This window comes from Parabacteroides sp. AT13 (assembly GCF_002272965.1).
Classification (GTDB): domain Bacteria; phylum Bacteroidota; class Bacteroidia; order Bacteroidales; family Tannerellaceae; genus Parabacteroides; species Parabacteroides distasonis.
Genome location: NZ_NQMH01000001.1, coordinates 712,008 through 736,211, shown reverse-complemented (window position 1 = coordinate 736,211; position 24,204 = coordinate 712,008). Strand labels below are relative to the sequence as shown.

The 24,204-nt window shown below is 40.7% G+C and carries 23 protein-coding genes, 3 tRNA genes and 2 pseudogenes; 17 read left to right on the top strand and 11 right to left on the bottom strand.

Annotation, left to right across the window (positions count from 1 at the left end; translation table 11 throughout):
* From CI959_RS03540 to CI959_RS03480, 14 genes are all read left to right on the top strand, one after another.
* Window positions 1-1,452, top strand: coding sequence for a lipopolysaccharide biosynthesis protein (locus CI959_RS03540; RefSeq protein WP_081033137.1), 1,452 nt, complete (start codon window positions 1-3; stop codon window positions 1,450-1,452).
* A 216-nt stretch (window positions 1,453-1,668) separates the two neighbouring features.
* Window positions 1,669-2,586, top strand: coding sequence for a hypothetical protein (locus CI959_RS03535; RefSeq protein WP_170079478.1), 918 nt, complete (start codon window positions 1,669-1,671; stop codon window positions 2,584-2,586).
* Complete coding sequence (locus tag CI959_RS03530; RefSeq protein ID WP_057316752.1) at window positions 2,583-3,512, top strand: hypothetical protein; 930 nt, start codon at window positions 2,583-2,585, stop codon at window positions 3,510-3,512. Before CI959_RS03535 ends, CI959_RS03530 begins: the two co-directional genes overlap by 4 nt.
* Window positions 3,513-3,530: 18 nt before the next feature.
* Window positions 3,531-4,406, top strand: a complete 876-nt coding sequence (locus tag CI959_RS03525) for a glycosyltransferase family 2 protein (protein WP_009017052.1) — start codon at window positions 3,531-3,533, stop codon at window positions 4,404-4,406.
* A gap of 10 nt (window positions 4,407-4,416) precedes the next feature.
* On the top strand, window positions 4,417-5,382 hold the full coding sequence (locus CI959_RS03520; protein WP_009017053.1) for a hypothetical protein: 966 nt from the start codon (window positions 4,417-4,419) through the stop codon (window positions 5,380-5,382).
* 28 nt (window positions 5,383-5,410) lie between these two features.
* A complete protein-coding gene (locus tag CI959_RS03515; RefSeq protein WP_009017054.1) occupies window positions 5,411-5,632 on the top strand; it encodes a phosphopantetheine-binding protein in 222 nt (73 codons plus the stop codon).
* Between the two features lie 6 nt (window positions 5,633-5,638).
* Window positions 5,639-6,856, top strand: a complete 1,218-nt coding sequence (locus CI959_RS03510) for a fatty acid--CoA ligase family protein (protein WP_009017055.1) — start codon at window positions 5,639-5,641, stop codon at window positions 6,854-6,856.
* On the top strand, window positions 6,853-7,575 hold the full coding sequence (locus CI959_RS03505; protein WP_009017056.1) for an SDR family oxidoreductase: 723 nt from the start codon (window positions 6,853-6,855) through the stop codon (window positions 7,573-7,575). The genes CI959_RS03510 and CI959_RS03505 overlap by 4 nt, the downstream gene beginning before the upstream one ends.
* A gap of 1 nt (window position 7,576) precedes the next feature.
* Window positions 7,577-8,254: a PIG-L deacetylase family protein gene (locus CI959_RS03500; RefSeq protein ID WP_009017057.1), complete on the top strand. Its 678-nt coding sequence runs from the start codon at window positions 7,577-7,579 to the stop codon at window positions 8,252-8,254.
* A gap of 4 nt (window positions 8,255-8,258) precedes the next feature.
* Window positions 8,259-8,903: a sugar transferase gene (locus CI959_RS03495; RefSeq protein ID WP_009017058.1), complete on the top strand. Its 645-nt coding sequence runs from the start codon at window positions 8,259-8,261 to the stop codon at window positions 8,901-8,903.
* Window positions 8,893-9,753, top strand: coding sequence for an NAD(P)-dependent oxidoreductase (locus CI959_RS03490; RefSeq protein WP_057316754.1), 861 nt, complete (start codon window positions 8,893-8,895; stop codon window positions 9,751-9,753). The genes CI959_RS03495 and CI959_RS03490 overlap by 11 nt, the downstream gene beginning before the upstream one ends.
* 3 nt (window positions 9,754-9,756) lie before the next feature.
* Entirely contained in the window at window positions 9,757-10,167 is a 411-nt protein-coding gene (locus tag CI959_RS03485) for a WbuC family cupin fold metalloprotein (RefSeq protein WP_009017060.1), read from the top strand.
* Window positions 10,168-10,229: 62 nt separating this feature from the next.
* Window positions 10,230-10,364: a hypothetical protein gene (locus tag CI959_RS21750; RefSeq protein WP_255223108.1), complete on the top strand. Its 135-nt coding sequence runs from the start codon at window positions 10,230-10,232 to the stop codon at window positions 10,362-10,364.
* A gap of 209 nt (window positions 10,365-10,573) precedes the next feature.
* A complete protein-coding gene (locus CI959_RS03480; RefSeq protein ID WP_009276121.1) occupies window positions 10,574-11,560 on the top strand; it encodes a PD-(D/E)XK nuclease family transposase in 987 nt (328 codons plus the stop codon).
* Between the two features lie 105 nt (window positions 11,561-11,665).
* Here CI959_RS03480 and CI959_RS03475 read toward each other — a convergent pair whose 3' ends face one another.
* The 7 genes from CI959_RS03475 to CI959_RS03445 form a co-directional block, all read right to left on the bottom strand.
* Window positions 11,666-13,990 (bottom strand): TonB-dependent receptor, encoded by a 2,325-nt coding sequence (locus CI959_RS03475; RefSeq protein ID WP_095231400.1) that lies wholly within the window; start codon window positions 13,988-13,990, stop codon window positions 11,666-11,668.
* 106 nt (window positions 13,991-14,096) lie between these two features.
* Window positions 14,097-14,678, bottom strand: a complete 582-nt coding sequence (locus tag CI959_RS03470; protein WP_005868594.1) for a LuxR C-terminal-related transcriptional regulator — start codon at window positions 14,676-14,678, stop codon at window positions 14,097-14,099.
* A 9-nt stretch (window positions 14,679-14,687) separates the two neighbouring features.
* The gene (locus CI959_RS03465) at window positions 14,688-15,374 is read right to left on the bottom strand and encodes a hypothetical protein (RefSeq protein ID WP_005868596.1); all 687 of its coding nucleotides are present in this window, start codon (window positions 15,372-15,374) and stop codon (window positions 14,688-14,690) included.
* Between the two features lie 25 nt (window positions 15,375-15,399).
* Window positions 15,400-16,338 (bottom strand): sugar phosphate isomerase/epimerase, encoded by a 939-nt coding sequence (locus CI959_RS03460; RefSeq protein ID WP_057316759.1) that lies wholly within the window; start codon window positions 16,336-16,338, stop codon window positions 15,400-15,402.
* 12 nt (window positions 16,339-16,350) lie between these two features.
* Window positions 16,351-17,733, bottom strand: coding sequence for a Gfo/Idh/MocA family oxidoreductase (locus tag CI959_RS03455; RefSeq protein ID WP_005858713.1), 1,383 nt, complete (start codon window positions 17,731-17,733; stop codon window positions 16,351-16,353).
* A gap of 22 nt (window positions 17,734-17,755) precedes the next feature.
* Complete coding sequence (locus CI959_RS03450) at window positions 17,756-19,330, bottom strand: SUMF1/EgtB/PvdO family nonheme iron enzyme (protein WP_057316761.1); 1,575 nt, start codon at window positions 19,328-19,330, stop codon at window positions 17,756-17,758.
* A gap of 203 nt (window positions 19,331-19,533) precedes the next feature.
* Window positions 19,534-19,606 (bottom strand) — tRNA-Trp (locus CI959_RS03445).
* Window positions 19,607-19,741: 135 nt separating this feature from the next.
* Between CI959_RS03445 and CI959_RS03440 the strand changes: the two genes are divergently transcribed.
* Window positions 19,742-20,347, top strand: a complete 606-nt coding sequence (locus CI959_RS03440) for an RNA polymerase sigma-70 factor (RefSeq protein ID WP_005858709.1) — start codon at window positions 19,742-19,744, stop codon at window positions 20,345-20,347.
* Between the two features lie 5 nt (window positions 20,348-20,352).
* Here the strand turns inward: CI959_RS03440 and CI959_RS03435 are convergent, their stop codons facing one another.
* Together CI959_RS03435 and CI959_RS03430 are read right to left on the bottom strand one after the other, a co-directional pair.
* Window positions 20,353-21,027, bottom strand: coding sequence for an HAD family hydrolase (locus CI959_RS03435; RefSeq protein WP_057316763.1), 675 nt, complete (start codon window positions 21,025-21,027; stop codon window positions 20,353-20,355).
* Between the two features lie 66 nt (window positions 21,028-21,093).
* Window positions 21,094-21,167, bottom strand: a tRNA-Pro gene (locus CI959_RS03430).
* Window positions 21,168-21,366: 199 nt separating this feature from the next.
* Here CI959_RS03430 and CI959_RS03425 point away from each other — a divergent pair.
* Both CI959_RS03425 and CI959_RS22070 read left to right on the top strand, forming a co-directional pair.
* A tRNA-Phe gene (locus CI959_RS03425) sits at window positions 21,367-21,439 on the top strand.
* Between the two features lie 251 nt (window positions 21,440-21,690).
* A pseudogene (locus tag CI959_RS22070) lies at window positions 21,691-21,905 on the top strand (site-specific integrase); the annotation flags it as partial.
* Between the two features lie 152 nt (window positions 21,906-22,057).
* Here CI959_RS22070 and CI959_RS21745 read toward each other — a convergent pair.
* Window positions 22,058-22,501, bottom strand: a pseudogene (locus CI959_RS21745) (ATP-binding protein); the annotation flags it as partial.
* A 329-nt stretch (window positions 22,502-22,830) separates the two neighbouring features.
* Window positions 22,831-24,177 (bottom strand): aspartate kinase, encoded by a 1,347-nt coding sequence (locus CI959_RS03410; protein ID WP_008779450.1) that lies wholly within the window; start codon window positions 24,175-24,177, stop codon window positions 22,831-22,833.
* Window positions 24,178-24,204 lie beyond the last annotated feature (27 nt).

The window sequence follows — 24,204 nt, the reverse complement described above, 5'->3', positions numbered from 1 at the left end:
ATGGGTACTAGATATAATATATTAGGTCTGTTACGTTCTCCTTCATCCGTATATGTAATCTTTCGATATGGGACGTATATAGTTCAATTCTTGAATTCCATATTATTGGCAAAAGCTCTAGGTGATATCAAATATGGAATATATAGCTTTGTCTTTTTGATTATGCAATATATGTCGTATTCAAATCTGGGAATTAATGAGTCCTTGAATACGGAATATGCGGTAAGTAAAGATGGTGATAGATGTAAAATATGGAATACGTCATGGGCATTGAATTTATTGATAAATACTTTTCTGTTCATGGTGTTTGCTTTTTTAATTTCAATAGTTTCGCTATTTAGTCGCTATGAGTTCGATTCATATGGTATGTTATTGCTAATGACATGTATCGTAATTAATCTGTCTCGAATTTATATAACATATTATAAACTACATGGAAAGCTGATTAAATTGAATATCCAACAGTTCCTTCCTCATTTTGTACTACTTGTATTGGTGTTAATTATGTGGAATAAACTTACTGTTAGACAGATTGTTGTTTCTTATTTTGTGAGTAATGTGATAGCATTGATCATTTTTAGGGTGGATTTGCCCAATCCTCCTTCCTTTCAAATTGATCGATCGATCGCATCTGTTTTGTTACGTAGGGGTATTACTCTATTACTCTATAATTTGAGTTTTTATCTTCTTACGTTAGTGGCATCATCTTTAGTAAGTTCTTATTTTTCTTTAGAAGAGTTTGGGTGTTACTCATTTGTTAATACCTTGATTCATGGTATAATTATGGCTTGTGGAGCATTTTTGTTCATATTCTATCCTAAAATATTGAACAGACTCTATAGTTGTGATGAAGATAAGGCTTATGAGTTGATAAGCAGGATAAGAGGTGTTTATATTCTATTTATAGATTTGGTGTCTTTATTGTCTATATTTGTTGCGGTTGTTTTGTCCTATTTGTTACCTCAATATAGAAATGATATCACTATTATATTCCCTATTCTTATTTTGGGGCAAATAATTATGAGTTCTACTACTGGGCATTCAGCTTATCTGCTGTCAAAAAAGAAAGAATTCAGATTAGTTGTTTTTGGTTTCGAATCTGTTGTGTTGACGCTGGTTTTGGGAATCTTATGTGGTGAATATTTCAATTCATTATATGCTTTGTCGTTGGTTGTTCCTATTAGTTCTTTGTTTTATACATTCATGACGACTCGAGAATCTTTAGCAACCATGAATAAGAATCATGCGATAGCTGATGTGTTGAAGGAGATATTTGCGCTGAAAAAATGGTTTCCTTGTGTACTTGTCTTGATTTATGCTTTTGTTATTAACCAGTGGCATGTTATTTTGATTGGAGTAGGTATATATCTTTTTATTAATTATAAAAATCTAAGGATTTCAATCAAGGGAGGTGTAAGGATAATTTCTGATAGAAATTCTCTTCTGGTTTAGGAACTAACAATTTCTTTGTGAAATATAAGTATGTTGATAAATAAAAGTAAATTTCAGGGTGATATTTTGGTGTATGCTTACATGATCTTGTTAATTATGACAAGAATACTTCCGAATATTTCATCAATTAATGCTATAGTGTATGCCTTGTTTTGTTGTTTGTACTTTTTTTTACTGAAACATTCATTCTCTTTCTGTTTGAAAATATTGCCTATTTTGTTGATAATTTCTATTTTTTCTTATGCTAATGGGAGTGGTATGTTGTATATTCTTATTGATGTTTCAATTGCTTATTTCATTCTTGCATCTATTCTGGTATATGATAGCACAACTCTTGTTTGTCAGAATTTGAAATTGCTTAATAAATTGTCTTTTATCGTATTCATATTGAGTTTATTTGCAATGCTGTTTCCTGCTAACTATATTGACATAGGTGGAGATATTCGTTTTATTGGTTTTTTTAAATATGGTAATCTTTCTGCAAGTATAGTCTCTATATTGTGTGTGTTATATTGGGAAACCTTTAATTTGCTGTATAAAAATGCAAAAAGAAAGACAGTCGTTCTATTCTTTTTAATATGCTTTTTTGTTTCTTACATATTTGTATGTAAAACCCGATCGTTACTATTCTTTTTGCCTTATTGGATTTATCAAATATATCTCTTTTGTGGAAAAAGGATTTTCTTTGCTATGTCAGTTTTTTGTGTTGCGCTTGTTTCTTTTTCACTGTTCGATGAGTTGAAAGTTGTTTTGCGCATAAATGAAGATGCCTCTTTTTTAACAAGAGAATCTTTGTCTATATTTTTATTGGATGGAATACGAGAAAATTATTTCATTTTTCCTCATGGAGCTCGTAAGTCTACTGATTTCTTTCAAACTTTTTTTAATGATGAATCATTAACCCCTCATAATGATTTCCTGCGTTATTATTATGATTGGGGATTTGCTTTTTTATTATTGATTCTATTTATGTTCAATGATTTAAAAAAGAGAAAATGTTTTGATTTTGGATTTATTTTTATATCATTAGGATACTGCTCTTTTGCTTTGCATAATATGCTGTTTTTGCCTTATTTGCTTCTTCCTTATTTGTTTATATTGATTATAAAAAAACAACCAATAATTAGATTATGAATAATTCGTCAGATAAAATACTGGTAGTGGCACGAAAATATAATGATATTTTTTATGCCATTTCTACTAGTGAATGGAGTCAATGTTCAAAGCATTACCTATTAATGATTACAGATCGCTTAGATCAGAATGAGTATCCTATGCAACATTTGTTTGATAAGGTCTGGTCTGTTCATGCAGAGTTGTCGCATGTAGCAATTCTTAAGCAGGTTTTTATATTGAGTAGGATTTTAAATCAGCTAGACTATAATCTCGTTACTATTTCAAATATAGTTACTGTTGCCAATTTGTATATTTTGAATCATACTAAAACAGCAAAGATCATCATGCTTGAAGATGGGTTTATGAATTATTACAATTTTGTCCCTTCAAATAATCGTATAAAGCGATTGCTTATGAAGCTGTTATTTATTAATGTTGATCGAGTCTATAAGAAAATAGGAAGTTGTTATTTGTTAGAACCTAATCGTGCAAAATATTATTTTGGATTAAAAAAGCAGTTACGTATAGATGCAGATCACATTCTCAAATCAGTTCCCTTAAGTATGAATTTAGAAGGGAAGTCTATATTTGTGGGACAGCCATTGTATTTAATGAATAATATGAGTGTGGATGAATATTCTACTATAGTCAATAATTGTATATCACAATATGCAATTGATTATTACTTGTCTCATACCATGTCTTCGAAGAAAGAGAATGTTGTTTGTCAGCATATTGATATGTCCAGTTTACAATTAACACTTGAGGTTTTATCTTCTATATATAATATGAAAATATACTCATTCTCTTCTTCTGTTTTATTTACAACAAAACTGATTAATCACAAAACGGAAACATTTGCAGTTACTCATCCAAAAGTTGATACTATAAAATCAGACAATATGATTTATGATTATGTTAACGGATTTGTTTCTGTGAATTAACTGATTATTTATAAGCGTATGTTAGATGTTACTGTAGTTATACTTACGAAAAACGAAGAGGTGAATTTACCTGACTGTTTGGAATCTGTTAAAGATTTTGCCACCAGATGTGTTGTAATAGATAGTGGTAGCATTGATAAAACTAAAGAAATAGCAGCGAAATTCTCTGCGGATTTTTACGAGCATCCGTTTGAGAACTATGCTCGCCAGTTTAATTGGGCATTAGATAATACAAATATAACAACAAAATGGACTTTTAGGCTAGACGCAGATGAAAGACTTACTTCTGAACTAAAGATTGAGCTGTCCGGACTTGTACAAAAATATGAATCAGATGATGAAGTTAATGGTTTTACTATGGAAGCTTGGTTATATTTTCTTGGTCATAAAATTAAACACGGTTGCCATACCAAGCGAAAATTGATGATGTTTAAGACAGGAATAGGTCGCATTGAAGATAGAAAAATGGATGAACACACAATTTTATCACATGGTAGATCTGTTTTTTGCAAACATCGATTTATTCATTATGATTTTAAAGATATGACCCATTGGGTAAATAAAATGAATTGGTATGCAACCCGTGAGATGCAAGATTATTTTGAATATATTCAGTCTAGAAACACAAATAAAAATCAAATCTCAAAAGATCAAACAATAGGAAATACACGAAGATTGAAATTTGGACTTTATTACAAATTACCTATTTTTCTTCGAAGTTGGATTCTTTTTTTCTATTATTATATCATTAAGCTAGGTTTTCTTGATGGTAAGGAAGGGTATGTTATGCATTACATGTATCATCTTTGGTATAGATCTTTGGTTGATTCTAAAATATTAGAACAGATGATTTATAATAAACCTTTTGAAGAAACTGGTGCTTTAAATAATTAATATTATTTTTATGCGTACAGTAACATTAAAGACAACTGATTTAACAGATTGTGAAATCGGTAAGTTTCTTGGTGCTTTCAGAGAGGTATATAATCAAGAGAGGTCTATCACTTATTTTAAAAACGAATATACTTCTACTTGTTTAGAGCATTCTTTTCATACGCTATTATATAATGAATTTGATGAAATATGTGGTAGTTACTCATTAATTCCATTTATCTATTCTGTTAAAGGAGAAGAAGTTCTTGTAGGGTTGGGATCTGATTTATTTATCAAAGATAGTTATCGGGATAATGTAAGTAATTTGTTGAGTGTCTTGAATGCTGCTATTAAAAATGCAGAAGAAGTAGGAATGGTTGCCTGTTTTGGTTTTCCTAATGATAATTCTGAAATGGTTAGCCGTGCATTTTTGAAAGAAAAGAGAATAGGTTTGCTTGATACCTATATCTTGCCGTATAAGATTGGTGATTATAAAGCATCGATGAAGCTTTTGAATCCATTCTCGATACTTTTCTCAAACTGTTTATTAGGATTGTCGCATTTGTCATCATCTAACAATATTGCCGACACAATCATCAGGAAAGTTAGGCCTCAGTTTGAGCAGACCCGTTTCAAATGGTTCAACCCTACTGATTATCATCTGTATCAAAATAATGAAATGCAGTGCGTGTGGAAAATTTCTGCATTTGAGGGAGTCAAGGCTTGCTTTCTGATGGATGTATATCCGCTTACTGCAAGGAATTTCGATAAAGCTGTTAGAAAAATGGTGAGCGATGTTAAGAAAGAGTGTGGATTGTTTCTTTATGTTGGTCATCTCCATTTCACTCCGCTATCAATGGTTAAGATCCCAAGAAGATTTGAACCTAAAGCCTTCCGCTTTGATTGCAGAATTTTGGATAAAGAAAAATTATCAAAGGTAGATGTTTTCAATATTGACAATTGGGAGGTTGATCTGTCTTCGTATGATTTATTATAAATGTATAACTTGTTAAAAGTAAAGTAGTATGGAAAAGAAAGTTTTTGATATAATTAATGAGATTAGAGCTGCTAAAGATATGAATACAGTAGCTGAACTTACGGCAGAAACAAGACTTCGCGAAGATCTTGCTTTTACTTCATTTGATCTTGCAGAATTAACTGTTAAGATTGAGGATGAGTTTGACATTGACATCTTCGAGGATGGACTAGTTAATACGATTGGTGAAATCTATGCGAAACTCTCTTAATTGCAGATGAAAAGATTCCTTTTGAATAATGGCTCTGAGTACAGCTATGAGCAGTTGCTTGCTTCGCTCAACGAGAGCGACAAGTACTACCTTCTGTACAAACAGCTAGATTTGTATCTCTTCTTCGTTAATCTTATCAAGGCATTGGCTAACAATGCTCCGTTAGTGTTACTTGACGCTGACCTAAACGAGACAGAAATCGATGGTGTAAACGTAGCTGAAATAAATGTGCCAACAAAAATTGTTTCCACTACGTTTGTTAACATGGAGGCTGTTGTAGAGGCGGTTAAGAACTCTACATCTGAAATCACGATCTTTACTTCTGGAACGACCGGTCAACCTAAGAAAGTGGTACATTGCGTGCAGACTCTTATGCGGGCGGTACGTTTTGGCGAAAAATATATAAATCAGGTTTGGGCGTATGCATATAATCCAACTCATATGGCAGGCTTGCAGGTGTTCTTCCAGGCGTTTATGAATCTGAACTTCTTGGTGAATGTGTTTAATAAGAGCCGTACTGAGGTTTATTCGCTAATTGAGACAAATCGCGTTACTCATATGTCTGCTACGCCCACTTTCTATCGCTTGCTATTGCCTTTCGAAAAAGTTTATCAGACCGTACAGCGTGTAACACTTGGGGGAGAGAAATCTGATAAGAAGCTTTATGAGTCAATAGGGATGATTTTTCCTAACGCTAAAATAAATAATGTGTATGCTTCCACGGAAGCTGGAACTTTATTTGCCGCTAAAGGCGATAGCTTCCAGATTCCAGCTGCTATTCGGGACAAATTCTTGATTCAAGAGGAGGAGTTGCTTATTCACAAGTCGCTGCTTGGTCAGTCGGATAGCTTTAAGTTCGATGGTGATTACTATCATTCAGGTGACTTGATTGAATGGGTGAACGAAGCCAATGGTTTATTCCGCTTCAGGAGTCGCAAAAATGAACTCATCAATGTGGGCGGCTATAAGGTTAACCCTGGCGAAACTGAAAAAGTAATCCTTGAAATCGAAGGAGTACAGCAGGCTTTGGTTTATGGTAAGGCTAACTCTATTTTGGGTAATGTGCTTTGTGCGGAAGTGCAATTAGTTGAAGGCTCAACCCTTACGGAATTGGAGATTCGTAATTATTTGAAAGAACAGTTGCAGGACTTTAAGATTCCTCGTCGAATTAAGTTTGTGGATTCTTTCTCATTAACAAGAACTGGTAAAATTAAACGATCATGAACGTATTGGTAACAGGTTGCTCACGTGGTGTGGGCTTGGAAATTTGTAGAGTGTTGCTGGAGCAGGGTAATACTGTGTATGGTGTCGCTCGTAGTTATACGGATGAGTTTAAAGCATTGGAAGCTGAATATGCGGGCAAACTCTTCTTCAAGAGTATTGATCTTAGCGATAGCGAGAGTATAAGAAAGTCGGTTTTTAAAGAATTTGTGGGAAATAAAGTCGTACTTGACGTTTACGTGAACAATGCTGCGATGGCTTATGATGATATAGTGACAAATCTAAACTTGGATCGACTGAAGGCGATGTATGCGGTCAATGTATTTACTCCGATGATGATGACAAAATACGCAATACGTAATATGCTTCTTCACCATACCCGTGGTTCTATAGTGCATATTTCAAGTATTAGTGCGCATACGGGTTACAAAGGGCTCGCTATGTATGCTTCTTCAAAGGGTGCACTCGAAGCATTTTCAAAGGATACGGCTCGTGAATGGGGGGGGATGGGCATTCGCTCCAATGTGGTAGTGCCTGGATTTATGGAGACAGCCATGAGCTCAACTCTTACAGACGACCAAAAAGATAGGATATACAAACGTACTTCTATGAAGGCGGCTACCAGTGTTCGTTCTGTAGCGGAAACTGTTTCCTTTCTTGTTAGTGAGAAAGCATGTAGTATCACTGGACAGAATATACATGTAGATAATGGAACAATCTAGTATGAACTATTTAGTCGTAGTAGCTCATCCTGACGATGAGGTGTTGGGTGCTGGTGCAACAATTAAAAAACTTACAAGGGATGGCCATTCAGTAGACATCTGCATTATGTGTTCAGAGGCTAAAGCACGTGCTTTTCGCCCTGACGACAATGAACTGAACGATGATTTAGATGCTAGCTCAAAGATGCTTGGCATACGTAATAAGTATGCGGGGAACTTCCCTAATATAGAGATGAATAATGCTACGCATCTTAGTTTGGTACAGTTTATAGAGAAGGCGATCATCGCATCGAATTGTGACGTGGTTATCACGCATCACCCTTCTGACACAAATAATGATCATATGCATACCTCTATGGCTTGTCAAGCTGCTATCCGTCTGTTTCAACGCCGTGCGGAGGTGAAACCTTTAAAGGAGTTCCTGTTTATGGAGGTACTCTCTTCTACTGAATGGTCAGTTAATACATCCATGAACCGATTTCAGCCAAATACATTCGTGGAGGTTGGTGAGAACTGCTTAGAGGTTAAAATAAATGCTTTAGCTACCTATCGGGGTGTAATGCGGCCTTTTCCTCATCCTCGCTCTGCGGAAGCGATCAAGGGGTTAGCGGCTTATCGGGGCGCTCAAAGTGGAACGAATTATGCGGAGGCATTTGAGTGTACTTTAAGAAGACTTTGATTGTATGTATCAGTTTGTAAAAAGAGCTTTTTGTGTGATAGCTTGTGGTGGTGCGTTGATCGTTTTATTGCCTGTGTTCTTGATAGCTATTATTGGTATTCTTATCTCTGATTGGGGACCTGTTTTTTATTGTGCGAATCGTATTGGAAAAGATAACAAGTCTTTTAGGATGTATAAGTTCCGAAGCATGACGATCGCCAAAGATGCGGATGAGAAGAGTTTCAAGGCGGATACGAACCGTATCTTCAAGTGGGGTGCCATTATGCGCGCTACAAAGATTGATGAATTGCCTCAGTTGCTGAATTGTGTATTGGGGGATATGGCGATAGTGGGACCTCGTCCAGCCGCACAAGATCAAGTGGTGATTATGCGTGAGGGTAAATATGGTATAGCTGCCCGAGTGCGTCCGGGGTTGACAGGTCCAGCCGCATTATATGATTATTTATACGGTGACACTGTAGAAGATCCTGCAGAGTATATGGAAAAAGTGTTGCCTACCCGTAGGGAATTAGAGGCGTTTTATGTTCATCACGTGAATGTCGGTTTTGACTTAAAAATGATCGTTTGGACGTTTTTGTGCATTTTAGGTAGGGTGGCTGGTAAACCGCAGAATTGGATACTTGAAAAATTAAAAGGATATGTCGAATAAAACAATACTGGTAACAGGCTCAGCTGGGATGATTGGCTGCTATCTGGTGAAAGATCTGATAGCTAAAGGTTGCGCTGTAGTGGGTGTTGACCGCAGGGTATCAGATTGGACGCATGAGCATTTGAAACAAGTGGTTCTTGACCTTGCTGACAAAAATGCGTTGGAGGCGTTATTGGATGCGGAGAAGGTGGATAGATGCATTCATTTGGCCGCATTGGCACATGCTGGAGGTGGTGAAACTGACTTTAGTTTTGAGAGGTTCAAGTTTCTGAATGTGACTTGTGCTGAGAATGTGTTTGAAGCTTGTGTTAGCCATAATGTGTCTGTGTTGTTTATCAGTACTGTGGATGCCATTGGCATGGTGAAGGGGTTAATAAATTCAGGCACAGAGCTGAATCCTATCTCGAACTATGGAAAGAGCAAGGCAATGGCTGAAGGCAGGCTTAAAGAGATTTGCCCAAAGTGGAATATATATAGATTCTCCCCTGTCTATACCGCTACGCAGAAGCGTGATATTGAGAAGCGCTATTATCTGAAATATCCTAACTGGGCATATAAGATAGGTAATGGTGGTAAATTTGAGGTGCTAGAGATGAGTGGTGCTGTTAAAGCCATGGTAGATTGGGTTGATAAAGAGGTTGATAATACAATTCATATCATCAAGAATCCCGAGCTGCTGGACATCAATAACCTCATTAAGGTTGAAAAGGCGGAAGGCAGAGCCAAGCATGTGTTATATTTCCCTGAGTGGATGGTAATAGCTGGATTTTATTGCATCAATTTGATGTTTGGTAAGAGCAATACAACTTATTTGGTATTCAAGGCTCTCTGGCCTTTTAGAACGGTATAGCTTATGTTGATTAATCAAGAATTATTGGATGATTTGTTGGCTAAAACGGCAGATAGCCCTCGTTTGCGTGTGAACTTGGATTTGCGGAATAGTTCCGAGGATACTTCCCAGCGGATGCTGAACGCCTTGCAGTCGGGATCGTTAGTGGATATCCATCGTCATTCGAATACGTCTGAGACGGTCGCTATCTTGCGGGGGGCGGTCACGGAGATCTTCTATGATGAGAAGGGGGTGGAGTGCGGCCGTTATGAGTTGTCGCCTGCCATTGGGAATATGGTTCTACAGATTCCTGCCGGGCAGTGGCATATGCTGATCCCTCGGGAACCTTCAGTTATCTTAGAGGCAAAGGATGGGGGGATGAGCCTATTCTGGGAACTGACATTTGGACGAGGGAATAGGTGTAGATTGTATTAATGTAGATATGTCTTGCGGAAGATGCTTCCTTACAGGAGGCAAAAGAAGCGCAAGAGAAAGCAATGGTAGAAGGTATGGAGAATGGCCGTTTATCAGAGAAATATGCTATCGCTCGAAACCTGAAAGAGGCGGGAGTGTCTAAATCTTTGATTGTTCAATGCATCGGTTTATCGGAAGAGAAGATCGAGCGGTTATAGTTTTTTTCCTGAAAACTGTCGAAGGCAGAGATGTCAGAATAATATTATCGGGAGAGTCGGTGTAAGAACCGGCTCTCCCGATTTCGTTATATTGTGGCTCCATAGGTTTATGTTGAAAAGAATTGAATGCTTGCGTTTTATTCTTTGATAAAAATTCCGTATGTTTGCGTTCTAGAATAAACAATAGGTTTAACTAAAAATAATTAGCTATGGGGAAGTTCGTGAATCCGTTTACGGATATTGGTTTTAAGATTATTTTCGGTCAGCCGGCTAGCAAGCCGTTCTTGATCACGTTATTGAACGAGTTGTTGGCTGGTGAGCATCGGATTGAGGATCTGATGTTTCTCGACAAGGAGGATCATGCGGAGCATGTACGTGACAAGGGGATCATTTACGACCTCTATTGCCGTACCTCCACGGGAGAATATATCATCGTGGAGATGCAGAACCGCAAGCATCTGAATTTCGTGGACCGAACATTATATTATATGTGTCGTGCGGTGAGCCGTCAGATTGAGGCCCCGCTAGCGGTGGAAGTACACTCACCGGATGACGGGGAGGAAGGGCTGGAGGTGCGGGAACCTTCGATGTCGTATGGCGCAATCTATAAGCTACATACGGTGTATGGTGTTTTTTTCATGAATTTCAAGGAGCCGGATTTACCGGATCGTTTCCGTGTGGATTCTGGAATTCTGGATCTAGAAAGTCATGAGACGCTGAACCCTCATTTCCGGCAGATCTATTTGCAGTTCCCTTATTTTACGAAGGAACTGGATGAGTGCGAAACTTTATTAGAAAGACTTTTTTATGCGTTAAAGAATATGGAACATTGGATTCGAATGCCGGATGCCTTGAAAGAACAGGTGTTCGCTCATCTATCTCGTTTGGCCGCCGTGGCGAATCTCTCTCCGGAGAATCGTCTCGCCTATGACCGTGCCGTGGATCGCTACAATGTCAACCGTCTTGCGGAAGAGACTTTCTTGCAGGAAGTAGAGGAAGCAAAAGAGAAAGCGATAGCGGAAGCAAAGGCGAATGGGATGAAGGAAGGCCTGGAGGAAGGCTTGAGGGAAGGTCTGGAGAAAGGTCGCCTATCAGAGAAATATGCTATCGCCAAGAATTTAAAAGAGTCGGGGGTATCTAAATCTTTGATTGCCCAGAGCACCGGTTTACCGGAAGAGAAGATCGAAGGATTATAGTTTTTGAAGTAAGTTACCGAATATAGGAAAGTCGGAATAAAGTAATCGGGAGAGTTGGTGTAAGAACCGGCTCTCCCGTTTTTTATTTCTATTGAACGCTTGCGCTTAAAAGGCGATCGCCACCTCCGCACCGATCTGGAAAGGCTTACCTAGTTGGATAAACGGATTCCCGAATGACTCGAAATAAAATGCTGAGTAATGGGTGTTCGTTATATTACGGCTCCATAGGTTTACGTTGACGATACCTTTGCGTACGCCTACCTTTGCGTTTACCGTTCCGTAGAATTTCTGGTAGATGTCGTTTCGCTCGGTCCAGAAGATCTTTCCGACACCGCTGAATTGGGCGGAGGCGGAGAATTGGTCTATCCATGCGTTACGGAACAGGCGGGTGTATTGCAGTCCTACGTTGAAGGTATGACGTGGGGTATATGGGATGAAGTTGTTCTTGAAATCCTCTTTCCCATTGTTGTAATCCCGGAACGTAGCATGGGTGAAACCGTAATTAACGTCGGCGGTTAGCCCATCGATGATGCGGGCACGCAAGGAGGCCTCTATACCGTAGCTTTTGGCTTTCCCGGCGTTGGTGAGGATACGGCCGTTGCCGCTGTTCACGAATTTGGTCAACTGTACGTCTTGAATGTCCATATAGAAACCTGTCAATTCTGCGCTTAGGCGTTGGAATAGCAACTCGCTACGGATACCGATCTCGTAGTTCCAGCTTTTCTCCGGTTTGTAGGCGGCTACTTCCTCGATGGGGGTAGGTTCTTTGACCTCGATCGGCATCATGTCCTTGAAAGCGCTCATCATATCGTATTGCATCTGGCTTTGCATCACGTCTGCCGACATTTGTACGTTGTAGCCCCCGGTCTTATAACTTTTCGCTACCGATACATAGGTGAACGTGTTTGACGAGCATTCGTACTTTAAAGATACTTTCGGAAGTACTTGCCAGAAGTCTTGGGAGATGCTGGCGTCCATCACGGTGGTTGGGATCGGGAAAAGTTTCTCGATGTCGATAACCGGTCCGTTTTCTACGAAGCCGAAACCCATTCTCATCTTAGCCTCAGAATTGTAATCCATCTTTTGCTTCTCGTAATCCAAGCGGATACCGGCGGTAATTGACAGGCCTTCCGTGAACAGATTGTTATAAGTGGATTGGTGATACAAAGCAAGGCCGTAAGAAGGGGTATCGAAAGAACCCGGAATATAAAGATGATCGTCCAGTATTTTCAGATATGGCATCTTAGGATGATCTTTCTTCAATTGATCGAATACGGGCTGGAGAACGGTCTTGATCCCGTCTTCCTTGAAATCGACCGGGCCGTCCGTATGTAGATCGTCGTAGAAACCGTAGAGTCCGAAGGACCATTGGTAATTATTCCTCGTGTTGCTCTTGATCGCCAATTCCTCGCTGAAAGCGTTTTGCTTTTGCTTTTGGTTGAGGGTAAAGATCGAGAGAGGGGAGAAGTCTTGATCCATCTTCATGTCATCCTTGAAATATTGATGACCGGTGGTGCTGCTCAGTATCACGTGCTCATTCCGGTATTCGAGGGACAGGTTATTGGCTATGACCGTCCGTTTATAAGAGCTGGGATCGTTGATATTGATAGGATTTACATACTTGTGATCGGTATTTCCGGTTCCGATGAACATACCATATGGAAACGCTCCTTGATCCGTATAATCTACGGAAAGGGAGTAGGAGGTACGGAAGTTTGGATTGAAGCGACCTTCTAACTTGAATCGGCCGCCTACATTGTCTTCCTTATCGATCTTTTTCCCATCGTAGGCATTGGTGTAGAAGCCGTCGCTATGGTCATAGTAAGCGGCGGCGGTGAATCCGATGGTCTCGCTCAACTTAGCATAATGAGAGGCCTTGACTTTATATTGCCCGTAGCTTCCGGCCGATAGGGAGAGTTTCTTTCCTTGGTAATCGAACGGGGAGATGGTATAGATATTTACGATGCCCCCCATGGCGTTACGACCATACAAGGTTCCTTGCGGCCCTCGTAATACCTCGATGCGTTGGATATCGGTCAGCTCGAAATCGAAGGTGCTTTTATCCAGATAAGGCACGTTGTCTACATATAAGCCCACGGATTGTCCGCTACTTCTGGCTCCGATACCGCGGATATAGATGGCCGAGGTTAGTTTTGCCCCATAATCCGGCATGTATAGGTTCGGGACGAAAGAACTTATATCCTTTAATGCGTCGATCTGCCTGCCGGAGATCATTTGCGGGGAAAGGATCGATACGGAACCGGGTAACGTGCGGAGGTTATTTGTCTCCTTCGTGGATGAGGTCACGATTACCTCACCCATGTTATAGGTTTTTATCGTGTCGTTCTCGTTAGCCTTGATATTCTCGGCGTATACATTTTGCAGCCCCAACGCACCTAGGGCGATGATACCTAAGTAGTGTCTCTTCATCGAATTTCTTTTGTTAGTATATTTTTTCAATCGCGAAGAAACGGTAAAGAAACAGGATGGTCAATCACTAGATGTAGTGATTTTGAAAGCTGGTTTGTTGGCTTCGCTATAGTTCGATATCGTCACCTGAGATGATCCCGTTCATGATGGCGTAGAAGGTGAGGCCGGAAACGGTCTTGATGCCCAGCTTGGCGGTGATGTTCTTACGATGGGTGAGGACGGTGTTCAAGCTGATGTTCAGCTTATCGGCGATCTCTTTATTCGTGATGCCTTTTACGATCAGTTGAAGTACGTCTACCTCACGGCTGGATAGGTCCTTGTTGTTTTCGGTAGTGGTGTTGCCGGAGCTGTCGCTCGTAAATAATTGTTGCAATTGCTCGATAATGGTCTCTTGGGAGGAACGTAACGTGATACGGTTCGTAGACGAGAGCGCCCCGTGTTCTTCGGTGCTGTCGATGAGGAGGGCGGTCTTGTTTCTTCTCGGGAGGAAGAAATCTGCGTTGAGCACAAGGGTATCTGAATCGGTGAAATAGTAATCGTAGGTGTCGCTTCCTGTGGAGGAAAGCATCTCGAAATTTGGAAAATAGCAAACCTCTACCGGGGGGAAGTAGTCGGTCAGCAAGCTTTGCAGCCCAATACTTCTTAGGGTATCAGACAGTATGATCGCTATTTGTTTGTTTCGATGCATTTCAGATCGTTAGATACATAATTTTTCCATGGCCGAGACCATGGGGGTAAGGATTCGATACCGGATCCGGTTGTGTTGTTTGATGTCTTTCTCCAGACTACAGACGGAGAAGAGGACGGCATAACATAAATTCTCGTCGTAATCTCCCGAAAGATGCTTGACCATGATACTTTTTAAGTCGGCTAAAAGGGCCTCGATGGTATCTTCCGTACGTTGCTCGGAGGTGATTTGCAATCCATCGATCGTTCGCGCCGGTTCTTTTCCCAGCTTTTTACTTAACGACATGCAGTAGGGGAACCATATCTTATCATCTTTCTCAATGCGGGCGATGAGTTCTTCCTTGAATGAGGAGAAGAAGCGTCCTATCAATCCAAGAGTAGGATTGCCGGGCGTACTCATCGAGATAAAGGAACCTAGATGGCGTTCTATATTGGGGAGCTGATAACGTAAATAGTATTGGTTCGTCTTTGTCAGGTAATCAATAATCTGCGATGTATGGAAAGTTTGTAACTTCTTCTCCGGAAAATACTCCTCGTTGAGGAAGGTATTGATCACTGTCAATAAAAAGTCCGTATCCAGCGAATGTTCTTCACAGAGCGTCTTCACCGATTTGTCGCCAAGCCCGAGACGAATCCCAAACCGGTTGATTACGGGAATGAGTGAGGGGTGTTCTTCCACCACCTCACTCAATTGCATATTTGGGTATACTAAAGGCATCTTATCAAGCTTGTTCCCATTGTTCACGTAATAACTTGACGGCGGTGGGGACTACCACGTTACGGTCTCCCTGACATCCGCACTCGAAGCTTACGTAGTTGTTATAACCAATCATTTTCAATCCCTTGAAACCATTGATATAGTTATCGGCATCTCCATCCTCACCCGGCATGCTGCGACGTTTGCGGCTGGCCACGTGTACGTGTTGGAGATACTCTCCACCGGAGATAAAGGCTCCCATATCAGAGGTCTCTTCCCATGTCATATGCCAGAAGTCGCCCATGCAACGTACACCCGGATTATTGATATCCCGGCATAAAGAGGCGGCGTCGGCTACTTGACGTAGATAAAAACACTCTTTTCGGTTCAAAGGTTCAAAGATGACGCTAGTCCCATGCTGGGCGGCGAAAGTTCCCATCTCGTTGAATTGCTCGCAAAGAAAATCCCGTGTCTCCATCGTATGAGGCAAGGCGGGGACTTGACCATTAAAGGCAGGAACGATAATCACGCCCGTAGAACCTAATTCACCGGCTGCGGCGATGATCTCTTTCATCGTGTCCATGCATTCCTTGCGGATGGCTGGATCGGTAGAAAGAATAAAGCCTTTGAAGCCGGCGCAAATGGCACTCACTTTGATATTACGTCCGTTTAAGGCCTGCTTGATCTCGTTTACCCGGCCGGCTAATCCTCCGCCACCCGGCTCAAAACCTACAACGCCCAACTTCTCCATAAAATCAAGTTTCTCGTTCAAACTTTCACCCGGGGCGATTCCCTCTTGGAAAGAAAGCTTTAATTCAAGGTCCTTGCCGGGCTTGTCGCTCCCTTTTTCTCCTTCGGCAGTGTTTGCCGGCTTGGAAGAGCAGGAGGCCAAGGCCGTACTTCCTACCGCTAAAGCAGCGCCGGATAAGGAGGTTCTTAAAAAGTTTCTTCTATTTAATGTCATAAACAGTCTGGATTATTTCTTGTCGATTGGTTTACCCGGAACAGGAACGACGAAGCCGCTCATATCCATCTTTCCTAAGTTCAAATCTTTCGGAGTGTAATCCAATGCTGAGGCAGTCATGGCATCCCAAGTGGTCTCGGCACCCGTGTAAGCGGACTCACGACCCATGATTGCGGCCATATTGGAGATAGCAGTCTCAGAAGCTTGCTCGATTTGTTTACCACCACGGATGCAGTTGATCCAGTTTACATGCTCTAATGTATACGGGTCAGTTTGCTTGAAGTTCGCTTTTTCGGCCTCACTATCATATTTCCAGATAACGTTTCCTGCCAAATCCTTGATCTCCATCGTGTCACTGCTCCATGATCCCTTGGTTCCTTGGATGAATTCGCTTACATTATTTGCACAACCATCTATCTGGCGGCACATACTATGCATATGGATACCATTTTCCATTGTGAAATCAACGCTGAAGTTATCATATTGGTCGCCAGTGATACGACGGTGGCGAGAACCGAAACCTACAGCCTTGACTGGTTTCAATCCGCTGAACCAAGTGAATACATCTATATTATGTACGTGTTGCTCTACGATATGGTCGCCGGAAAGCCATTTCCAGTTTACCCAGTCCTTGATCATATATTCGCAATCGTTCCATCCCGGTTGACGATCCCGATACCAAAGCATATTCTGATTCCAGTAAACCGTACCGCCCGTGATCTCACCGATCAATCCTTCCATGATCTTCTTGTAAGACTCGACATAACTGCGTTGGTGATGGCGTTGAGTACCGGTTACGACACATAAGTTCTTTGCCGCAGCTTGTTTTGCGGTAGCCATAATGGTACGGTAACCAACCGGATCAACACAGATAGGTTTCTCTAAGAAGGAATGTTTGCCCTTTTCTGTGGCGTATTGGAAATGAACTGGACGGAATACGGGAGGAGTGGCGACGATCACTACATCTACGCCGCTATCAATCACTTGTTTGTACGCATCCAAGCCGACGAAACGTTTATCAGCCGGTACATCAATTCCTTTCTCATCTTTTAATTTCTTTGCCAAATCATCGACACGTTCTTGGAACGTATCGCCTAAAGCCACGATCGTAACGCCGTTCGCAGCGTTCAAGAAGTTAAAAGCGGCTCCGGAACCACGTCCGCCACAACCGATTACACCAGCTTTTAGTTCTTTTCCATCAGTCGCCAAATCTGGTAATTCGGGCACGTAATAAGTACCGGGTTCTTTCAAAGGCTTTATTGCGTTCGCACTTTCACCTCCACCACAAGAAGTTAATACACCAACTGTACTACCTGTTCCAATTGCTCCAAGCGCACCCGCTAGGGCTGAACTTTTCAGAAATGATCTTCTGCTAATGCTGTTCTCTTTTTTCATGATATTATTTTTTAGACACTATTTATTTAGGTTCACATACTACACGGAAACCGATTCCTCTGATATCGGAGTACCACCAGATACTCTTCGGCTGTTGCGGATCGGTTTTTAACCAAGCTTCATGTTTGGTATAATCACGGGAAGCGCAGCGAAGATCTGCCGCATCGGAGGTGTAATTACCGCCTCTCACTACCCATTCTGTACCTTCAGTAACCAATGGATCTGTGGCGCTACTTCCGCTTTTAGCGTAAGCTTCAGGATCATACTTGTCTGCACAATATTCCATTACATTACCCAACATATTCTTTAAACCAAAGGGATTGGCTTTTACTAAATCCGGTTCTTGCGTCTTGTTTTTGCTGTTCTTGCTATAAATCACATAAGAACCTATACTATCAGTCTTAGCGTCGAAAAATTTACGCCAAAAGCCTTGATCGGAGAAGTCTTTTGGATTACCCGTAAAGAAATAAGGTGTTTCCGTGCCGCCACGTGCCGCATATTCCCATTCCGCCTCGGTCGGTAAACGATAAGTCTTTCCTGTTTTCTTGGATAACCATTGGCAGAAAGTCTCGGCCGCATAATGAGTCATTGTAATAGCCGGGCGATCTCCGCCACCCCAGCCTTGATCCGGGAAACCGAACGGAGGTGTCGGACCGGAGATGGCATCGACATTCGGATTACTGTTATTTGCGTACACGGTCTCTGGCGGGGTACGGCCCTCACTCATCGTATTCCCATAGAAAGCCCAGTATTGATCCCAAGTCACCTCGACCTCAGCCATGAAGAATGGACTAACGGTTACGTTGTGTACAGGTGACTCATCTGCTTTATGAAACGCCTCTTTTTCCTCACTACCCATTTTGAATGAACCTCCGGGAATGGCAATCATCTTGAATGAGACCATTGTTCCGGGAATTTGTTCTACATAATCGGTAAAAGAGGTTACTGTAGTTGGTTCCTTAAAAAACAGGCTGGTATCTATTGAGGTTGCCCCGGATGTGTTTTGTCCCGGTATGCCAACCATCTTAGAGTGATTGTAGTTCGGATTGTAATGTCCTGCATCCAAATGGCAACTAATACATTGTAGATCTAGCTTTTTCTCATTCTCATCATAATATAAATGTGCTGTTACACCATCATCGGTAATTCCTTCGGGGAATAAGTTCTGATGGCACTCCTTACAAGATTCATTGGGGATATATTTAACGGCGTGTTCCAACTCGGACTTAGTTTCCCAATTGAAATCCGCACTGTCTTTAGTCAAGTATGACCAAACATCTTTCATACCCAATTTAGCTTTTGCGCTATAATGTTTCCAAGTATTTGTTTGAGGTGGGAGGTGACAAGCTACGCAATGTGTCTTAACGCCACTTCCATTATTTACATGCTTGGAAAGTTTCCAACTGTTTTCTACGTGAGGATGCACGTGGCACATCATACAAGATTCATCTGTCGAGAAATATACAGATGTTTTATAAAGGGTGATCATAATCCCTGCTCCCAAAAATAATCCGAGGAACAGGATAAACGCCTTACTTTTGAAAAAATACTTTTTCCTCTCAGACGAGTATCGGTTTGAAAATTTGTTAGTTGTCATCTGTTTCTATGGTATACGATTTACACTAAGTCTCAATTAGATTTAAAATCGGCAATAAAAGTAGTATATTCCTTTATATATTGAAAGAAAAAATAGTCTCTTTAACGAAAAATGTTGTCTTATTTACGCTTTTTTATCGCAATGGGAAGAGAAGGAGAATAATAAAAAAGCGGCAACATATATTCATAGTGTTGCCGCTCACGCACGGAAGGAGAGGCTCGAACTCCCGACACCTGGTTTTGGAGACCAGTGCTCTACCGACTGAGCTACTTCCGTATTGCGGGTGCAAAAGTAGTTTAATAATTTGAATATGCAAGTAAAATATGAGAAAAAATAGTCCGCTTTTTAAAAAGGCATTTAGATTATATTTAGTATGTTTGCCAAATCAAAGAAAAAGGAGTGGGAGTTTTTGTGCGAGATATCAAAGGGTTGCTTGAATCTGTGTCGGTAGATAACAGGGGAGCTTTCGAACGTTTTTATAATTTATATTATGATCAGGTTTTTCGCTTCGCTTATTATTGTTTAGGCGAGAAGGAGGCATGCCGTGAAGTTGTGACAGATGTTTTTTTCTCGGTCTGGCAATCCCGGAAACGATTAAAGGATATTGATAATATAGATACCTATTTATATATTTCCGTACGTAACGAGTCTTTTCGTTTTCAAGCAAGGAATAAAGACTTGAATAGGGTTTCTTTAAATGAGTTGTTGCCATTAATGGAAGAGGAAGATGAGGGTTCTCCGGAGGAGCATTTGGAGTTAAAAGAGATGAGAGAGATGCTTGATAAAGCGATTGACGAACTTCCTGAGAAATGCCGTCTTGTGTTTTTGATGTCTCGTGAGGAGGGATTGAAAACGAAGGAGATCGCGGAAATATTATCGGTTCAAGAGAGTACGGTTCGTGTACAGATGAAGATCGCTATAGAAAAATTGGTAGCCCGGTTGAAGCCGAGCTTCCCAAATATTTCATTCTCTTTATTGCTGATGTTTATTTTTAATGTAATTTATAGATCTGCTTAAGCTTTCTATATGGGGATATACCCTGTTAGAAGGAAAGATGATAGTTCTTTTATATCAGTAACGATTTTGTTTGCTCCGGCATTCGCTAGTTCTTCTTCATCCCCGTAGCCGTAAAGGACTCCTATTGAATCTATGTTATTCGCTTTGGCCCCTTCTATATCATATTTACGATCACCGATCATGACTACGTCAGACCGTGTTTTTATATCGGTGCTGTCTAATACATATTGTATTACATCCGCTTTTTCGGAACGGCTTCCGTCGAATGTGCTTCCTCCAACAAATGTAAAATAAGATTCTAAGTGGAAATATTCTAGAATTTGTTGAGCGAAGGGCTGCGGCTTTGAGGTGGCTAAGTAGATTTTCATTTCGTTTTCGGTAAGCAAACGGAGTAATTCATCAGTACCTTGATACAGGGTATTCTCGAAAATACCTTGTTTTGAAAAATATTCCCGGTATTTAGCAATGGCTACATCTGCTTGCTCATCTGTAAACTGATAGAAGTCCTTAAAGGATGTTTTTAATGGTGGCCCGATGAAAGGGCATAAAGATCGTAAATCTTCTACTTCTATATTGAAATAGGAGAGGGCGTACTTTACAGAACTGGTAATGCCAATCATAGGATCGGTTAATGTACCGTCCAGATCGAACAATATATGTTGATACCTTTTGTTATTCATTAGATATTAATAGGATTGAAAAAAGAAAGGCAAGATCTCTTTCAAGATTCTTGCCTTTTTGATGAGTCGGGATGAGAAGACTCGAACTTCCGACCTCCACGTCCCGAACGTGGCGCGCTAGCCAACTGTGCTACATCCCGTTTTTTTGTATCGTTGTCTCGATTACGGGTGCAAAGGTACACATTGTTTTTGAACCTGCAAGAGAAAAGTGGATTTTTTTGTAGGAAAAATAGATAATTTACTGTCCTGTGAATTTTTCTTTCAAAACATTTGCTGGATTAAAAATAATACCTACCTTTGCACCCGTAATCGAAACAACGATATACAAAACAACATGATGGTGCCATAGCTCAGTTGGTAGAGCAAAGGACTGAAAATCCTTGTGTCCCCGGTTCGATTCCTGGTGGCACCACTTTTAAGAAAAGAAAAACGATGTAAATCCCTGAATTTCAAACAAGTTCAGGGATTTTTCATTTCCAAGAATAGGCAAAATAAGTGGGATTGAAGCAGACGGCACGTCCTTATTCGGGGGACGGTTTTAGAAAGCCTAAAATGTTACACAACACAAGTGCTACTTCGTTTTTTTACAGCACGTTGATCTATTTTACATAACCAGGTTCTCGGTTCGATTTCCTAATTTTGTATCATTAAAAATTGAGCCGTATGGAAAGAGAAATATTCAGCGTGTTGTTCTTCATCAAGCGTAGTAAACCGTTAAAAACGGGAAAGTACCTTTGCGTGTGAAATTCTATCAGATTTACCAAGACTTGGAATTGGAGGAAAAGATTGTCTCCGCACGTGCCATAGTAAACCGCTATCAGGAAAAGGACGAAACTTTCAAAACATTATACAATGTGTTCAAGGAGTATAACGACAACTTGGAAACTCCAATGAAACAGATCCCCAATATCCAACTTAAATTGACCCCCGATTTATTTTTCCTAAAATACAAAAAAATATCACATAATCAGTTTATTAGTTTTCGATTTGTGCTGGGTTTATAATTTTTATTTACTGCCAATATAATCATTCATTTCTTCCCGCAAATTTTGCGTATGGACTCTCCGTGCAGCTCAATTCTTGCGGCTTGGTGAGTTATTCTGTCCATGACTACGCCGGCTATTGTCTTCTTGCCGATGACATCATACCTGTCTTTGACCGGCAATTGTGATGTAATCAGTGTTGATTTCTTACCATATCGGTCTTTGATGATGTCCATCAGATGCATTCTGCTTCCGTTGTCCAACGGCTGCAAGCCGAAATCATCCTGTATAAGCATATCCGTCCTTTCTATCTTTTTCAGCTCCTACAGGATGCTACCTTTTACCTTGGTGGCCTTCAACTGCCCTAAAAGTCTGGAAGTATTGGCATACAGCACTTTCAATCCTTTCTGGCAGACTCTGTATCCCAAGGCTGTGGTAATGTAGCTCTTTCCTGTACCGGAGCTTCCCATGACAAACAAGTCGCACGCCTCCTTGACAAATCTTGTTCATGCTGATTGATTTATTGGGAATACTATCTGTTTTGTCTATTTAATAGATTAATGTAGAATTATGAACTGATTCTGTAACTCTTTTAATGTTTTTTGGGGTGGGGCAATTTAAATTGGATTTTGGGGGACTCTTTAGATAGGATAATGGGGGGACAGTTTATACCAGATTTTCCACCTGTCAATACACAGAAGAATTTTCATTGTTTATTACCGAAAAATAGAAGCAGTCTCTACAAAAAAAGACTGCTTCTGCTTCATTTCTAAAACAAATCAAAAAACAAATATGCTCAACTATTAATCTTAATTTTCTTTTAAGAAACGGATGATAACACAGGTTTGTCTGATACGGAAAACAAGTGCTCACTAAGCGCCTTCAAAGCATGCACTTTATCTTCCGCTTTCATCACCAACGATACATTACTACTACTTCCGCCGTATGAAATCATCCGTACGGGAATATCTTTCAATGCATTGATGATGCGTGCCTCAAAACCGACATTTTGCCATTCCAGGTCACCAACAACACAAACAATCACCATATTCTTTTCGACTGTAATCGTTGCGTATTTCCGTAATACACCCACAATCTCGTCTATATGCTTGTCATCATCAATCGTTACGGAAACCCCGATATCGGAAGTGGTCACCATGTCCACCGGCGTATTGTAATTATAGAACGTATCAAACACGATGCTCAGAAAATGAGGTGTCGGTATCATATGGAGCGACTTGATCTTGACATACGTGATGTTGTCTTTGGCGGCAACAGCTTTGATCGCACCCTTTTCCGCCGTGTTCGAGATCAATGTACCCGACGCACTTGGCTGCAATGCGTTCAAGAGACGTACCGGTATGTTCTTTTCCTTGGCAGGCAGGATGCAAGTCGGATGTAGTATCTTGGCACCGAAATGTGCCAACTTAGCGGCTTCGTCGAAGTTCAACTGCCTAACAGGAGCGGTGTCATTGACAAACCGTGGATCGTTGTTGTGCATCCCATCAATATCCGTCCATATCTGTATCTCTTCTGCTTGGATAGCCGCCCCAATTAGAGAGGCGGTGTAATCGCTTCCTCCTCTTTCCAAGTTGTCAATGCTGCCGTAAGCATTCCGGCAGATGAAACCTTGCGTAATATATATTTCTGCCTCTTTGTTTTGCTCCAAAAGTGTATTTAGGTGTTTAGCGATATATTCCATGTCCGGTTCATTGTCCATTGTAATCCGCATGAAGTTCAACGCAGGCAATAAAACTACCTTCACTCCTTGTTCTTCCAGATAGCAGGTCATCAGAAAGGTTGATATTAGCTCACCCTGCGCCAAGATTTCCTTTTCATCGAACATGCTGAAAGGCATATTAGAGAAAGACCAGACATGTTGAGACCGTTCGAGCATGTATTGCATGGCTTTTTCCTTGTAGACATCGCTCCGGTATAATTCTTCTATATGATTGACATAAGCCTGCTCCAAGGAAGAAAGGACCGCATTGGCTTTTTCCGGATCTTTCTTATGGAAGCACTCAGATATCTCCACTAAAGAGTTTGTTGTCCCTGCCATGGCAGAGAGTACTACTATTTTCTGTTCCTGATCGCAAATGATTGATGCGACATTCTTGATCCGCTGGGCAGAACCGACTGAAGTACCACCAAATTTTAATACTTTCATTAGACTATCTGATTTTTGATTTTACTT

What these genes read in the sequence shown, in the direction of transcription:
- CI959_RS03540 (WP_081033137.1), top strand. Translation starts at nt 1, where the DNA reads ATGGGTACTAGATATAATATATTAGGTCTGTTACGTTCTCCTTCATCC.
- CI959_RS03530 (WP_057316752.1), top strand. Translation starts at nt 2,583, where the DNA reads ATGAATAATTCGTCAGATAAAATACTGGTAGTGGCACGAAAATATAAT.
- CI959_RS03525 (WP_009017052.1), top strand. Translation starts at nt 3,531, where the DNA reads ATGTTAGATGTTACTGTAGTTATACTTACGAAAAACGAAGAGGTGAAT.
- CI959_RS03520 (WP_009017053.1), top strand. Translation starts at nt 4,417, where the DNA reads ATGCGTACAGTAACATTAAAGACAACTGATTTAACAGATTGTGAAATC.
- CI959_RS03515 (WP_009017054.1), top strand. Translation starts at nt 5,411, where the DNA reads ATGGAAAAGAAAGTTTTTGATATAATTAATGAGATTAGAGCTGCTAAA.
- CI959_RS03510 (WP_009017055.1), top strand. Translation starts at nt 5,639, where the DNA reads ATGAAAAGATTCCTTTTGAATAATGGCTCTGAGTACAGCTATGAGCAG.
- CI959_RS03505 (WP_009017056.1), top strand. Translation starts at nt 6,853, where the DNA reads ATGAACGTATTGGTAACAGGTTGCTCACGTGGTGTGGGCTTGGAAATT.
- CI959_RS03500 (WP_009017057.1), top strand. Translation starts at nt 7,577, where the DNA reads ATGAACTATTTAGTCGTAGTAGCTCATCCTGACGATGAGGTGTTGGGT.
- CI959_RS03495 (WP_009017058.1), top strand. Translation starts at nt 8,259, where the DNA reads ATGTATCAGTTTGTAAAAAGAGCTTTTTGTGTGATAGCTTGTGGTGGT.
- CI959_RS03490 (WP_057316754.1), top strand. Translation starts at nt 8,893, where the DNA reads ATGTCGAATAAAACAATACTGGTAACAGGCTCAGCTGGGATGATTGGC.
- CI959_RS03485 (WP_009017060.1), top strand. Translation starts at nt 9,757, where the DNA reads ATGTTGATTAATCAAGAATTATTGGATGATTTGTTGGCTAAAACGGCA.
- CI959_RS21750 (WP_255223108.1), top strand. Translation starts at nt 10,230, where the DNA reads ATGGTAGAAGGTATGGAGAATGGCCGTTTATCAGAGAAATATGCTATC.
- CI959_RS03480 (WP_009276121.1), top strand. Translation starts at nt 10,574, where the DNA reads ATGGGGAAGTTCGTGAATCCGTTTACGGATATTGGTTTTAAGATTATT.
- CI959_RS03475 (WP_095231400.1), bottom strand. Translation starts at nt 13,990, where the DNA reads ATGAAGAGACACTACTTAGGTATCATCGCCCTAGGTGCGTTGGGGCTG.
- CI959_RS03470 (WP_005868594.1), bottom strand. Translation starts at nt 14,678, where the DNA reads ATGCATCGAAACAAACAAATAGCGATCATACTGTCTGATACCCTAAGA.
- CI959_RS03465 (WP_005868596.1), bottom strand. Translation starts at nt 15,374, where the DNA reads ATGCAATTGAGTGAGGTGGTGGAAGAACACCCCTCACTCATTCCCGTA.
- CI959_RS03460 (WP_057316759.1), bottom strand. Translation starts at nt 16,338, where the DNA reads ATGACATTAAATAGAAGAAACTTTTTAAGAACCTCCTTATCCGGCGCT.
- CI959_RS03455 (WP_005858713.1), bottom strand. Translation starts at nt 17,733, where the DNA reads ATGAAAAAAGAGAACAGCATTAGCAGAAGATCATTTCTGAAAAGTTCA.
- CI959_RS03450 (WP_057316761.1), bottom strand. Translation starts at nt 19,330, where the DNA reads ATGACAACTAACAAATTTTCAAACCGATACTCGTCTGAGAGGAAAAAG.
- CI959_RS03435 (WP_057316763.1), bottom strand. Translation starts at nt 21,027, where the DNA reads ATGAATAACAAAAGGTATCAACATATATTGTTCGATCTGGACGGTACA.
- CI959_RS03410 (WP_008779450.1), bottom strand. Translation starts at nt 24,177, where the DNA reads ATGAAAGTATTAAAATTTGGTGGTACTTCAGTCGGTTCTGCCCAGCGG.